Raw genomic sequence first — 13,302 nt, forward strand, 5'->3', positions numbered from 1 at the left:
GGGTATGCGTTTATATATATTTCTTGCTAATAGAGGGTTGTCTTCTTACTTTTCCTGATTGTGGATCCAGTTAAGTTTCACCCTTATTAACTATATCATAGGTAATAGGCTAGGCATGACATTTAAAAGTGAAGATAAGCTAGCAGTAGCATAAAGTTTTTGGCTGATTAGATAATCCCTGTACAGATCAAAAAGCTTTGTTTCCATTTTACCTCCTTATAGTTAGTATATTATTTTAGGAGTATAATATACTATTTATTAATAACCTTTTCCATTCAGGTTTTGCGTAAGGCGAGTGATTTATGTAAAGATCAAAAACGTGGATATGTTTTTCTACAAACTTTTCATTGCGTGCATATTGTCCTTTTTCAATTTCTTCTAACAATAGTCTATAATATCTATCAAATTGTTGTGCTTGATTTTGAATTGACTCTACACTTTCTAACAGTATATTACTTGACTTATTAGCTCTAGTTAAACTCTTGGCAACATCCTGTTCTTCAGCTGATATAAAAGCCTGTCTTTCTAAGGGCTCATTCGTACAAACTGTTCCATTTACATGGCTATCTTGTTTTATTGTGCTTATCTCTTCAAGGTGCTTGAGTATAGCTTGGACTTCTTTATAGAGTCTTTTCTCTGTTAGTTCATTAACAATCGCTTCTGCTATTTCGACATTCTTCTCTCCAAAGCTTAGATATTCTTTATTATCTAAACTTTGTTGCTTGACATAAGGTACTATTCCTGTTTCTTTTTGATAACTTTCAATAGCTATTCTATCTTCTGTATTTACATACTGTAGACAGCTAATCATTAGGTCTGATTGTGTACTTAGTTGATAACGCCAATTCACCAATTGATACATTATTACTTCCAATCGTTGATACGCTCCGACGTGTAAGCTAGCATGTTGTCCATCTATATCATATTTACTTTGGACAAGCATGGCTTGCCAATCACTAAGCAGCTTACTTTCTATCTCCTCTATTTCTCTATTAGGTACTGTAGCTGGCAAGGATAGCAATTGCTCTTTTACTTTGAGAATACTTGATAATCCAGAAGCACGTTTGGTTTGCATACACCAATAGATAGCCTGAGCAAGATCTTTAGGCACTCCTCGTCCTTTTTTATATATCATGCCCATATGAATTTGAGCAGCTTCACTTCCTCCCTTGGCTGCTCTCTTATACCATTCTGCAGACTTAACAAGGTCTCGCTTAACCATCTGCCCATTATGATACATAAGTCCCAACTGTGCTTGTGCCTCCACATGACCTTCGTTAGCTGCTTGGCTATACCATTTAAATGCTTTTTTATAGTCGGTTTTTACTCCTCTATAATGTATAACATTCGTCATTTCGCCATAATAATAAGTTTCTCCTAGATGAAATTTTGCTTGGGTATCTCCATGCTTAGCAGCTATTTTATAGCATTCAATTGCTCCTTGATAGCGACGATAAATATTTCTTGCTCTCTGATAGAGGTATCCTAAACTAGTTAGCGCTGGTACATAACCTTGGTTAATTGACGCCTTGTACCATTCAACAGCCTTTTTCTCATTATATTCTTCCATAGTCTTACACCCATGTTTCCTATAATCATAACAGTCTACAACACCTCTAAAATGCATATCTCCTAACAGCTTTTGTCCAATGGCATGTCCCTGTTCTGCTGCAGGTATATACCATTTAATAGCTTTGTCACAATCAACTAATTTCCCTATACCCTTCTCGTACATATACCCTAGATTGACTTGCGCTAAAGCATTTCCTGAAACTGCATCCCTTTCAATATCCTCCAAAAGCGCTAATAATATATCAGCTGTATCGGCTTGTTTTGCAAAACAAAGCAATAGATAAATATACCGCTCATCTTGACTAGCCCTCTCTTTTATTCTCTCCCATCTATATGGTGAAATTAGGCTTGCTAATAAGGGGGTTATAGTTCCTTTTAAGCATTGGCTAACCACTTCTTCTTGAGCCTCGGTATCATTATTATTAGCAACCTCCGCTAATTTTTCTGCTTCCATCATACGATATTCACCATCCATATTTTCTGGTTTATGTTGCTGAATAATTTTTTCTATGTTAAGATTTTGTAAAACGCTCGGCAATGTGGTCCCTTTTGTTACTTTTGGACGTTTGGTTGGCTTTTTAATAGATGCTTCCTCTTCTTTCTCACTTGCCTTTTCCTCCTTCAATCTCAATAATTGTTCAGTTGGTGTTAGTTGTTTTCTGGTTAGTGGGGCTCCATTCTCTCTTGCTAACGTAGCTGTTTCTTCGTGCTCTTTCCTTTTATTATCCTTTTGCCCTGCTATCACTGATGCACTAGCTAGTGTCAATTGGTTATCTGTAATAGTTTGATTATTCGTTGTAGAAGTTAATGCTTTTGTTATACTTTGTCCGGCTAGCTTAGTGGGTTGAATTGGGGTAGGCAAATTATCTCCACCAGCACAAGCACAGGTATACATGATTAGTGTACAACCTATCAGCATACCCAGGCCTTGTAAGATCTTTTCCGATATTATATTAAGCATACGCTTGTTATTTATTTAATCATTGCAATTATTTCTTAACTCTTTATTTATGCACAGTATCTCTTCTAAAAAATCATGATTACTATCGCCTAATATAATAAGCTTTTTTCTTGATTTATAATCAATATATAGCCAAATAATAAGCCATTTAAAGCTTGGTTAACTTACTAAATTTTACTATTTTAGTACAGCCGCCTGCTAATATATATACATTATATTTTAACTATTTTTCACTCTTTAAATCATAAATATGGCTATCAACCAAGAAAAAATCAAAGCACTCCAATCTGTAATTGACAAATTAGAGAAAAGCTATGGCAAAGGTACTGTCATGAAGCTTAGTGATGAAAAAGTAGTAGACATACCAGCAATATCTACAGGCTCACTTAGCTTGGACCTTGCTCTAGGAATCGGCGGTTTACCCAGAGGTAGGGTTATTGAAGTATATGGTCCTGAATCTTCTGGAAAAACAACCCTTAGCTTACAATGTATTGCTGAAGCTCAAAAACAAGGTGGTATGGCAGCGTTTATTGATGCAGAACATGCCTTTGACAAAAACTATGCGGAGAAACTAGGCATAGACACTGAAAACTTATATATAGCACAGCCCGATAATGGTGAGCAAGCACTAGAGATTGCAGAAAACTTGATTCGTTCTAGTGCTATAGATATTATTGTAATTGACTCTGTAGCAGCATTGGTTCCAAAAAGCGAATTAGAAGGTGAAATGGGCGATAGTAAGATGGGCTTACAAGCACGTTTAATGTCACAAGCACTTAGAAAACTTACTGGTGCTATTAGCAAAACAGGTTGCATATGTATTTTTATCAACCAGTTACGTGAAAAAATTGGCGTTATGTTTGGTAACCCAGAAACAACTACTGGTGGTAATGCATTAAAATTCTATTCATCTGTCAGATTAGACATACGTAGAGTTACTACTATCAAGGATGCTGAAGGGAATATGGTAGGAAATAGAACCCGAGTTAAAGTAGTTAAAAATAAAGTAGCACCACCTTTTAAAGTAGTAGAATTTGATATTCTCTATGGCGAAGGAATTTCTAAAGTAGGCGAAATTATAGATATAGGTGTAGAACTAGGTGTTATACAAAAATCTGGCTCTTGGTTCTCTTATGAAGGAAATAAGTTAGCACAAGGTAGAGAAGCTGTTAAAGCTTTACTAAAAGACAATCCAGAACTAACAGAAAAATTAGAGCGCCAGATTAAAGATAAAATACAACTTAGCACTAGTTTAGTAGAAAAAACAGTACATGGACCTGAGCATGAAGAGGACGAAGAAGAAATGATAGAATAGGAAGTTAACACATAGTATAATTAATCAAATAAGCATTTAATCATATTAGGCTAGTTATAGTAGGAAATGTATAAAAAGTATATCATACAATACATAGCTAGCCTTACATGGTTTCCTTTTCTTATTAGTTGCTTGTTTTTTTCTTTTTCACAAAAAACCCACATTAAATACACAAGCAGTTCGCCAAAGGCTATTCAGCTTTACAAACAAGCTTCTAGAGTTTATTTGGAAAAGCAGTATGAGAAGGCTATAGATCTATTGAAAGAATCTATTAAAAAAGATAAAAAGTTTGTAGAGGCTTACTTCGAATTAGCAATTATCTATAAAAACTTAGAAAAGTTTAAACAAGCAGAACAACTATTAGATAAGGCAAAAATTTATATACCTGCTAAAGATGTACACCTTCACTATAAAATATCTCATCTCTACTATAGAATAGGGGCTTATAAAAAAGCAAAAACTGCTTTTCAAAGAATTCCTACTGAAAGCAAAAAACCTAAGCTATTGCAAGCTAAAATATATATCTTACAACAAAACCTTAGTTTAGCTTTAGAAAAAATACAACGCCCATTAGTATTTAATCCTAGAAAACTTCCAACACCGCTCAATCAGTTTGCATCACAGTATTTTCCTGTATTAACAGTAGATCAACAAACCATTCTGTTTACTGCGTTGGTTAACTACGCTGGTCGTTATAGAGAGAATATATACATAAGCTATAAAGACAAATTCGGTAAATGGACAGTACCAACGTCTATCTCTGAACAAATTAATGGTATTACCAGCAATGAAGGAACTTGTACCATATCAGCTGACAAGAGGACGCTTGTATTTACTTCTTGTTCAAGAGAAGGTAATTATGGTGTTTGCGACTTATATATTAGTTATAGAAAAGGGACAGAATGGACCAAACCACAAAACCTAGGTCCTCATATTAATTCCAAAGGATGGCAATCACAACCAAGTCTATCGGCAGATGGTAAAATACTGTACTTTGTTTCTGAAAGAAAAGGAAATTATGGCAAGAATGATATTTGGAAAAGTACCTTACAAACAGATGGCCAATGGTCTAAACCAGTCAATCTAGGACCTGTGATTAATTCTAAAGCGCGCGAGATATCTCCTTTTATACATCCAAACGGGCAAACATTGTTTTTTGCTTCTAATAGAACACCCAGCATGGGAGGTTTTGATATTTACTATTCTAACTTAGTCAATGGTGAGTGGACAGAGCCAATCAACCTAGGATATCCCATCAATAATCATAAAGACCAAGCTTCTATTTTTATAACTGCAGATGGGAAAAAAGGATACTATGCAGATGGTAAACGTAAAGATTGTAATTACCATAAAAGCTATATATATGAGTTTGATATGCCAGACAACCTAATACTTATGCCTAAAAGTAATACTGTAAAACTAAAAGTATTAGATGCAAAAACCGAACAACCTATAGTAGCACAAGTGGAGGTATATGATATGGATATAGACACCTGCCAACAACATTTAACATTAGATTCTGTTGACGGTGAAGCAACTATTACAATCAATGCAGATAAAGAATATCTTGTACATATTAGTAAAGACGGTCATTTGTTTGAAATCAAATACATTAGTTATAAAAATCAGGATCACTCTCCTATTATATCAGAGGAAACAGTTGTACTGCAACCCATTGAAATTAATCAAACAAAAATTTTAAAAAATGTATATTTTAAATATGACGAGTATAGCCTAAACAAGAAGTCTTACATTGAGTTGGATCGGTTAGTGGCTTTCTTAAAGACTAACCCTGATATTACTATAGAACTAGAAGGACATACAGATCATATAGGCTCAGACGAATACAATCAACAACTTTCTACTAAAAGAGCAAAAGCAATATACGAGTATCTTCTTCAAGCTGGCATTGCTAACGATAGAGTAAACTATAAAGGATATGGAAAAACACGTCCAATAGCCCCCAACGATTCTCAAGAAAATCAACAGCTTAATAGGCGCGTAGCTTTTAGAATTACAAGACTTAGAAACAGTTAATAGCCGATTATCCATATACCCTCCTTATTAAAGTCTTTTATGTTATTAAGAAAATAACCATCTAACAATTTATATAAGAGCTAATATATAGATTTAAGAAAACAACTTATAGTGGGTTGATAAATGGAATTGAAGCTTTTCAGCTGGTGTAAATCTTAGTGTGCGTACTTCTTATAATTAAGCTAATATAACTACTGCTAAATGGCTGTCAGAAAAAAATGGAGCTCTATTCTATACAATTGAGTAGAACTCAAGAGACAAGTGGTATGTAAAGTATAAAAAGGGTGTTAACTTTTGTAAAATAACAAGTTTAAGAATTAAACATTTAATCACTTTACTAAGCAATCGTTTTGCAAGGAGTATAATATCAATTACATATTCTGTAGCAAGGAAAGAAGCTTATTGCCAAAGCAGCATATACATAATTTTTAAATATGATTCTAAACTTTATTGCCAGTAAAACTCATTTTATAAGCTACCTCAACCCTTCCTTGTTTAATATTTTCCAGCTTAGATTTTAATCTTAAACGCCTATCTGCACGCAGGTAGTCAATATGCAGCTTACCATATAGATGGTCATATTCATGCTGCACAACACGTGCTGGCATATCTACCAAATCTTCTTCTTGAGCTTGCCAATTTCTATCAAAAAACTTAATGCGTACTCGTTTATTTCTAGGTACATCTACATAAATACCAGGTATACTTAGGCAACCTTCTTCATAGTGGGTTATTGTATTAGGCTGGTATATTTCCAGAACAGGGTTAATATATACCTTTCTATGCTTATCTGGCTGTACCATCCCATCTCCCACAAATGGGCTTACATCCACTACGAATAGTTGAATAGATTTACCTATTTGAGGAGCTGCCAATCCCAATCCTTTGGCTGCATTCATAGTAATAAACATACTCTCTATTAAGGTTTCCAAATCAGTTCCTAATTCAATAGGTGCTGCTGTCTGCCTAAGAATGCTCTCTCCATAAGGAACAATAGGGTAAATCATATATAATGTCGTTTATAACTACTTAAAAAAGACTGTAAAATAATTGTGGCACTCAGCTTATCTAAATTTTCTTTGTTACGCCTGTCTTTCTTTTTAAATCCTCCTTCAACCAAACTAGCAGCAGCTAACTTAGAAGTATATCGTTCATCATGCTGAAAAATTTGCTGGTCAGGAAAATTTCTTTGTAACAGCTCAATAAACTGACTAATAGCAACAATAATAGGAGTATTTTTATCTTTAATGTCTGTGGGGTATCCCACTACAAAAGCTTCTACATTTTCTTTTTTGACATATGTTTGTAAAAAAGTTAAGGTATCATTGGCAGCAACTGTTGTCAAGGGACTTGCAATAATTTGTAATGGATCTGTAACAGACAAGCCTACGCGCTTAAGTCCATAATCAATAGCCATAATTCTACCCATATTGTATGCTAAGTACTTATTTTTGTGGATAAAAATATATAATTAGATTTAATATTTATACAACCTTTATACACTAAAATAGGCCAAAATAAAATCCTCACACAATTACCTTATGTTTTAACACTTAGATAGATAAAAACTCTATTCTTGCTTTGTTTTTATATATAAGATTATTTTTTGGATACTTAGCCCTTTTTAGAGAATGCTTTCCCTGCTCATACAAGTCTCAAATGAGTATATATGCCTTTTTATATATGAAACTAAAAATATATTTGTAAATAAAACTAGTACATATACATATAAAAGGATATTTTTATTACTAGTAATTAGAAATAAAGATAATGCATTTATTCTTCTTGCTTAAACCATATAAAAAGTAAAAGGGAAGAACACTATGTGTACCCTCCCCTTTTACCTTTTATACAGCTAATAATTTCTATTACTTATGAGTTTGTAGAATAATAGAATTCTATACCTTATTGTTTTTTAGTGTCTTCTAGCTTTTTCTGCACTACTTTAGTTTCCTCTGTTGCTTGTTGTAATACTTGTAATTTAGCAGCATAATCTTTTTTGGTCTCATCTAATTCTTTTTGGATAGCTTCATTCTTTCCTCTAGCTTCTATTAGCTTTTCTACTACTTGTCCCAAAATTCTTCTACCTGAACGATTTATTATAGTTTGTTCATAAATTGGCTCAGTTAAGTTTTTATCTTTGTTATATAATTCAATAATTTTTTCAATTAGCTCATCATTAACTTTATCAGCTGGTATATGAATTTGTTCAATAAGTACATCTTTTACTGCTTTTGTACGTTTTTCTAGATTTGGCGCAGTAGTATTTCCTAAAGTAAGTTTCTTATCTTTCAATTTTTTAAAAACTTTGTCAGCTTCCTCTTGGGCCTTTTTTTGTACTGCTTTTGCTAATTCTAGTTTTTTACTGGCTTCTTTCTCTTCTTCCTGCTTTTTTTCTTCCTCTTTCTTCCTTTCCTCTTCTGACTGTGGAGCTTTTTTATACCAGACTAAATCTTTTTTTATAGTCTTTTTCCCACACACTAGTTCTAAAGTAACTGCAGAAGTATCTCTACCATTCTCTTTATCCACTGCTAAAGTAATTAAAACTGGAGCTATATTCTTGCCTACCTTATCAAAACCTGGCAATAAGAGAATCTGTATAAGATTTTTACCTACTTCATCTACTTCTCTCCCACTTAATGTAAAACTAGCACCATGCTGATCCCCATCTTTAGATATTATTTTAATAAAAATATCTTCTGCACTTATCTCCTCGTCGGCATTATTACTAATAGTAAACTTTACTCCTTGTATACCTTGGAATTGATTATTATTAATAAGCCCTTCAAATGTACCGAATTCTACTCCAATTTCACTTTCTGCTTTATTCCAAATAACTTCAAAAGGAGTTCCTTTTAATTCTCTATTTTCTCCATTTATTTTAAAGAGCGTTATTTTTACTCTGGTTTGTACCCTACCCTCATCTGGCACTATAGTAAATTTTATATTACCCTTCTCATTAGTACCTCCTTCTGCATCTATTTCTGAAAAATTAAAAAAACGAGTTAAATTTTCTGTAAGGTTGGAAACTGTTCTTGTTGTAGATTCATCATTCTCATAGGCAGAATAAGACACTTTTCCTTGTATAGCCTCCACTTTCAGTTCAAATTGTTCTAGCAAACCATATAATTTTGCATCTTCCTTTGAAAAGGTTACTTCGAACTCCTTGTCACCATTTCCAACTAACTCTTTTTTGTCAATGCTCATAACTAAATCTCCATACGCATGAGGTTTGCCACCACACTGTCCATCGCAAGAGGCAATACTAAATATGACTAGCAAGCTTAAAAGCTGGCTTAGTATTAATGACTTTTTTGTTTTATTTAATGACCACATAGAGGATAAGAATTGATTTTTTTTGATTTTTATTTTAAATGAAATACATGCTACTACAAATCCAATCGCCCACATAATTAAATTTAAAGCTAATCTACATTACAATAATTTAACAATTTTAAACATAAAATACAATAGTAGCCGTTCAGGTATCCACCAAATAATTTATGGCAATGCTTAGAAGACAGGTAAAAAATTAGTAACTTTTTTGCCTAGCTTATTTTTCTAATGAGTACTTTTCTTCAAACAAGGATTAAGTTTTTAGAGAAGCAAAATCAGCTTTTCTTGAATAACAATACCCTTTTGGTGAAAGAAAACGGCCTGCTCAGAAAAACAGTTAGCCTTCTAGAAAAAGCTTTAGCCAGCCAACAACAAAAGACACGTCTACTTCAAGACTAGCTTGGTAAACAGCAACAACAAATCACTAACCAACAATAAAAAATCAACAAACTTAGGCTTTACCTATACTTGCATAGATTTTTGTCTGGATTATTTTGAGTTTCAAAAGAAGTCTATTTGCACATCAACTTATGGTTATGCCATTGATGCTTGAACAGAACCGAAGGATACTTTTCCTTCCCTAATATGAGCCCCTGCTTATAGAACCCAGTATTATAGCTTAAACTGTATTATGCTTACAATAATTATGTTCATTGATCCCTATATGACATAGTACGCGCAAAATTTTCTTTCGCATATATTTTTTAACTTTCTCTTTCCAATTAGGTAAACTTAAATGGCCGCTCATATAACCTGATGAATCAGTAATTACATCAATTGTATCTCCAGCATCATTAACTAGGAAAAATGTTTCTTGGTCGATTTCAATTACATGATGAGATGATTTAGTACTTGTATTAATAGTTTGTCCTAAAACACGGAATAGATTTTCAATATCCTTACGACTAATATTCCAATTATTAGCAAAGATTTTATTAAGTGTCTTACATGCTTTTTGTGGAAGAATAAAATGGACAGAAGAAGAATTTTTAGAAAAGATTGTATCTGTTAGCTGTCCTCTTAATTCTCCATTTCGAGAAGGAGGAATAAAATTCTCATTTTCTTCCTTACTAAGAGATATATTTTCTAATCGTTTTTGCAGACGCACCTCTTCTGCTTCTTGATGCCTTTTTGCTCTAGCATTTGCTTCTTCTTTTTTACGTTGTTGCTCGTCCTGGTATACTTTTTCACTTATAGTAGTGGAAGGATCTGTATTTAATACTTGTTTTCTTACTGCTTTTGTGGTAGCAAGTGGCCCTGAATGTGGTTGCTCCAATTGCACCATTTGTTGAGCATTTTTAAATTTTTGTACACTCTTCTTACGGTTTTCTTTAAGAATTCTTTCCTTTTCTAGTTTTGCCTGAACTTTTTCTTTATAAAGTTGAGATAATTTATCGTGTTCCCCACATGCAGCATATGCATTCGCTTGAAAAATCTTAAAATCTCTCTCAAATTTTATCTTGGCATCTTCTGAAAAATAATCATAGAAAACTTTCATAGCTTTTAACCGAATTAATGCTTCAGCAGTTCGGTTGTTTTTCATATAGATGATAATCCCCCATTTTAAAAAATTATAAATATCATATTTAGGAAATGTGCCAAGGATGTTTTTATAAGAGCTAATTAAATTATCAACTGTAAAATCCAAATGATTGCCTACAAGTTGTATAGGAGAACATTGGTTAAAAACCAATAGTGAAAGGCTCAACCCTTCTACCTTTATAAGTTGGCTATATAACTCTTCTAGTTCTGTAGCAGGTATATTTCTTGGATCTTTTATCTTGTATATATTATTACTTAATTTCAGGCTCTCAGTAGAAAATTTAAAAAGAGGAGTTTGAGTAGGAACACTTTCTGCTATTCTTTTGCCTCGAATACACTTATTTTGTTGCTGTACTTCGAGTACACGTTCGCTTGCTTTAATCCTTGTTTTGGGAGTTTCCTGTTCAAATGTAAGGTTGGTGTATGCTGTAGCAAGGGTATCCTTATATATCGTCGCTATCTTGTTCTTAGGTATACCAAATCGAAGATTCAATTGATTTCGAGCATTTTTATACCCATCCATATGTTTTTTAATTATTTGAGGATTTTGCTCTGCAAATTGTGGGTATCCTGTTTTGAGGATAGAACAGAGCAATAAATTATCCATTCCAATTCCTGAATTTAATTCATAAAATAGATTTGCCAACGTTACTTTATCTTCAATCGAACCCTCATAAAAAAACTCGTCATCAAGTATATGTTTGATATATTCAACCGCCTCACTGGCTGCCGTTATTAAGTATAACTTATCATTTATATCATAGTTTTTCTTATTTAAAGCTCTCAAGTCATTTACAAAAAGAGTTATGCTCATTGTAATATCTTCTTTTTTATCTTGATATGCTTTTAAAGAATTGACTCCGGAAAACAATAGTTTCCATATGGTTCTTAAATCATTTAAAGCAAGCATATTTTCAGGAGTTATAATTTCTTGAGTATAAATGTCTAATCCTAAATTTCCTATCTCTTTGATAATTCTTCGCTGTGCTGTAGAAACAGAGCTTATGCTCGTATGCTGATTGGCCCCAACTCTTTTAGATTTTCCTCTTTCACTTCCTTTATCAAGTTTTTCTAGTGTCTCCTTTGATTTATTTAGTTTTTCTTTTCCTTTACTTTTATTTTTTTGTTGACTTTTAGCTTTTTCATTCTTTTGATTCTCGTTATCTTCCTCTTCCCCTTCATCTTTACTCTCCCCTCCTCCCATTAAACCTGTATGCCCCACATATACATATCCTGTTTCTTGGCCTTTCGGTAGAATCACATGTATATGTTGTTTACTGTTTACTTCCTGTAAATTTATACCTTGTTCTATATACACAGGTAAGGTATGGATTTTACTAAAGCATCCGTTTTTTTCCTCAACCTCGGCTTGTAACTGACTACCTTCTTGGTAAAAAGTGACCACATGCCCTCTCTGATCTATTGGTGTTTGGACAAGTAAAGGATGAATATTATGTTCATTTAATCTTTGTTTGTGGTTGGTTGGCCCTGGAATTCCTACTGGTAGATTATTTAAACCACTGCAGCTCTGTACGCATAAGCTTATAAATAAAATATGGACTATAAATTGCCAATTTAGAGTATAAGAATGTTTCATAATTTTAAGGATTAAAACCAGGTCATTCATTTTAATCCTTAAAAAACATACATGCAAAAATATAATAACCTTTTATCAAGGGTAGCATGATATAGGCTAGCTTTACCAAAGAAAAATAATAGCTTTAAATATCTCTTTTGAAAGATCGCTCCTTTTTATTATCATCTTCGTCATCCTCTTCCTCTTTACTAGGCTGGTTCATACCTGCTAGAGCCCCGAAAAGCCCAATGCTACTACCTATGCTACTGCTTATGCTAGTTATTGCTTTTTGGCTTACTGTTGGCATATCAATCGTGTGCTTAGTGTACTTGTAATTATTCTCTTTCAATATAGGCTCAATAAATACCCATGAGGTTTTCAGTATCTTTACTAGAAGCTATAACAATTTCTTTGTTTTTAGCATGTGCTGCCTGTAATAGCTCAGTTAGTGGCGTCTCTACCTTTTGTTTCAGCCTGGCCTCTACATAGACATAAGCCATATTTTCTATCTTTGCTAACTGCTCTTTGGCAAGCGACCTTTGTCCTAGAGTACTAGCAATCTTACCCTCTTGCATCTGCTCTATAGCTTTCATTTGATTATTATAGTGAAGAAGTACATCTAGTGGAGAGGTAACAAGGACAATCTGATGGGCTTTTTTACATCCCCCCTAATAACATCTACAGCAGGTGCACTAGCGAGGTCTATATGTTCTTGTATCCCTTTCACTGGGTCGATACTTATACTCCAAGTACCAGCTATTTCTGCCTTGGCAGTCCCTTTGAGAGCAACCATTACCACTTTTTCACTCGTTTTAAAATTCTCACTAAATGCTTCTAATGTTTGCTTATTTAGTCCAGCTTGTACTAGAATAGACTTCTCATAAGGTTTTGATTCAAAAAACCTCCACTGCTTTTGAGCTATCTCTTTGCTTGAGAGTACATTTCCGGATCTATTCCATGCAA

11 protein-coding genes are annotated in these 13,302 nt (G+C 33.5%); 3 read left to right on the top strand and 8 right to left on the bottom strand.

The features are described 5' to 3' along the window. Nucleotides 1-235 precede the first annotated feature (235 nt). Entirely contained in the window at nt 236-2,533 is a 2,298-nt protein-coding gene (locus AASI_RS07760) for a tetratricopeptide repeat protein (RefSeq protein WP_012473377.1), read from the bottom strand. Between the two features lie 250 nt (nt 2,534-2,783). On the opposite strand from AASI_RS07760, the gene recA reads away from it, so the two are divergent. Both recA and AASI_RS06795 read left to right on the top strand, forming a co-directional pair. After that, on the top strand, nt 2,784-3,848 hold the full coding sequence (recA, locus tag AASI_RS06790; RefSeq protein WP_012473378.1) for a recombinase RecA: 1,065 nt from the start codon (nt 2,784-2,786) through the stop codon (nt 3,846-3,848). Between the two features lie 225 nt (nt 3,849-4,073). Further along, the gene (locus tag AASI_RS06795; RefSeq protein WP_187146260.1) at nt 4,074-5,885 is read left to right on the top strand and encodes an OmpA family protein; all 1,812 of its coding nucleotides are present in this window, start codon (nt 4,074-4,076) and stop codon (nt 5,883-5,885) included. 440 nt (nt 5,886-6,325) lie between these two features. On the opposite strand, the gene def is transcribed toward AASI_RS06795, so the two are convergent. The 3 genes from def to AASI_RS06810 all read right to left on the bottom strand — a co-directional run bounded on the left by def (nt 6,326) and on the right by AASI_RS06810 (nt 9,296). Next, a complete protein-coding gene (gene def / locus AASI_RS06800) occupies nt 6,326-6,892 on the bottom strand; it encodes a peptide deformylase (RefSeq protein ID WP_012473380.1) in 567 nt (188 codons plus the stop codon). Continuing rightward, entirely contained in the window at nt 6,889-7,314 is a 426-nt protein-coding gene (ruvX, locus tag AASI_RS06805; protein ID WP_012473381.1) for a Holliday junction resolvase RuvX, read from the bottom strand. The genes def and ruvX overlap by 4 nt, the downstream gene beginning before the upstream one ends. A 476-nt stretch (nt 7,315-7,790) precedes the next feature. Beyond that, entirely contained in the window at nt 7,791-9,296 is a 1,506-nt protein-coding gene (locus AASI_RS06810) for a hypothetical protein (protein ID WP_012473382.1), read from the bottom strand. A gap of 153 nt (nt 9,297-9,449) precedes the next feature. Here AASI_RS06810 and AASI_RS08880 point away from each other — a divergent pair, with 153 nt between their 5' ends. Further along, entirely contained in the window at nt 9,450-9,620 is a 171-nt protein-coding gene (locus AASI_RS08880) for a hypothetical protein (protein WP_187146261.1), read from the top strand. 220 nt (nt 9,621-9,840) lie between these two features. On the opposite strand, the gene AASI_RS06815 is transcribed toward AASI_RS08880, so the two are convergent. The 4 genes from AASI_RS06815 to AASI_RS08890 all read right to left on the bottom strand — a co-directional run bounded on the left by AASI_RS06815 (nt 9,841) and on the right by AASI_RS08890 (nt 13,132). Continuing rightward, entirely contained in the window at nt 9,841-12,360 is a 2,520-nt protein-coding gene (locus AASI_RS06815) for a hypothetical protein (protein ID WP_012473383.1), read from the bottom strand. Between the two features lie 124 nt (nt 12,361-12,484). Further along, complete coding sequence (locus AASI_RS08885; RefSeq protein WP_012473384.1) at nt 12,485-12,646, bottom strand: hypothetical protein; 162 nt, start codon at nt 12,644-12,646, stop codon at nt 12,485-12,487. A 49-nt stretch (nt 12,647-12,695) separates the two neighbouring features. Beyond that, nucleotides 12,696-12,932 (bottom strand): hypothetical protein, encoded by a 237-nt coding sequence (locus AASI_RS06820; RefSeq protein ID WP_012473385.1) that lies wholly within the window; start codon nt 12,930-12,932, stop codon nt 12,696-12,698. Between the two features lie 26 nt (nt 12,933-12,958). Next, nucleotides 12,959-13,132 carry a hypothetical protein gene (locus tag AASI_RS08890; RefSeq protein WP_012473386.1) on the bottom strand — a complete coding sequence of 58 codons (174 nt, stop codon included), beginning with the start codon at nt 13,130-13,132 and terminating at the stop codon, nt 12,959-12,961. Nucleotides 13,133-13,302 lie beyond the last annotated feature (170 nt).

Source organism: Candidatus Amoebophilus asiaticus 5a2 (assembly GCF_000020565.1).
In the GTDB taxonomy this organism is placed as follows: Bacteria; Bacteroidota; Bacteroidia; order Cytophagales; family Amoebophilaceae; genus Amoebophilus; species Amoebophilus asiaticus.

Excerpts from the sequence above, each read along its gene's own strand:
- AASI_RS06815 (WP_012473383.1), bottom strand. The coding sequence starts at position 12,360 with ATGAAACATTCTTATACTCTAAATTGGCAATTTATAGTCCATATTTTA.
- AASI_RS08890 (WP_012473386.1), bottom strand. The coding sequence starts at position 13,132 with ATGGTTGCTCTCAAAGGGACTGCCAAGGCAGAAATAGCTGGTACTTGG.
- recA (WP_012473378.1), top strand. The coding sequence starts at position 2,784 with ATGGCTATCAACCAAGAAAAAATCAAAGCACTCCAATCTGTAATTGAC.
- AASI_RS08885 (WP_012473384.1), bottom strand. The coding sequence starts at position 12,646 with ATGCCAACAGTAAGCCAAAAAGCAATAACTAGCATAAGCAGTAGCATA.
- AASI_RS08880 (WP_187146261.1), top strand. The coding sequence starts at position 9,450 with ATGAGTACTTTTCTTCAAACAAGGATTAAGTTTTTAGAGAAGCAAAAT.
- ruvX (WP_012473381.1), bottom strand. The coding sequence starts at position 7,314 with ATGGGTAGAATTATGGCTATTGATTATGGACTTAAGCGCGTAGGCTTG.
- AASI_RS06810 (WP_012473382.1), bottom strand. The coding sequence starts at position 9,296 with ATGTGGGCGATTGGATTTGTAGTAGCATGTATTTCATTTAAAATAAAA.
- AASI_RS07760 (WP_012473377.1), bottom strand. The coding sequence starts at position 2,533 with ATGCTTAATATAATATCGGAAAAGATCTTACAAGGCCTGGGTATGCTG.
- def (WP_012473380.1), bottom strand. The coding sequence starts at position 6,892 with ATGATTTACCCTATTGTTCCTTATGGAGAGAGCATTCTTAGGCAGACA.
- AASI_RS06820 (WP_012473385.1), bottom strand. The coding sequence starts at position 12,932 with ATGAAAGCTATAGAGCAGATGCAAGAGGGTAAGATTGCTAGTACTCTA.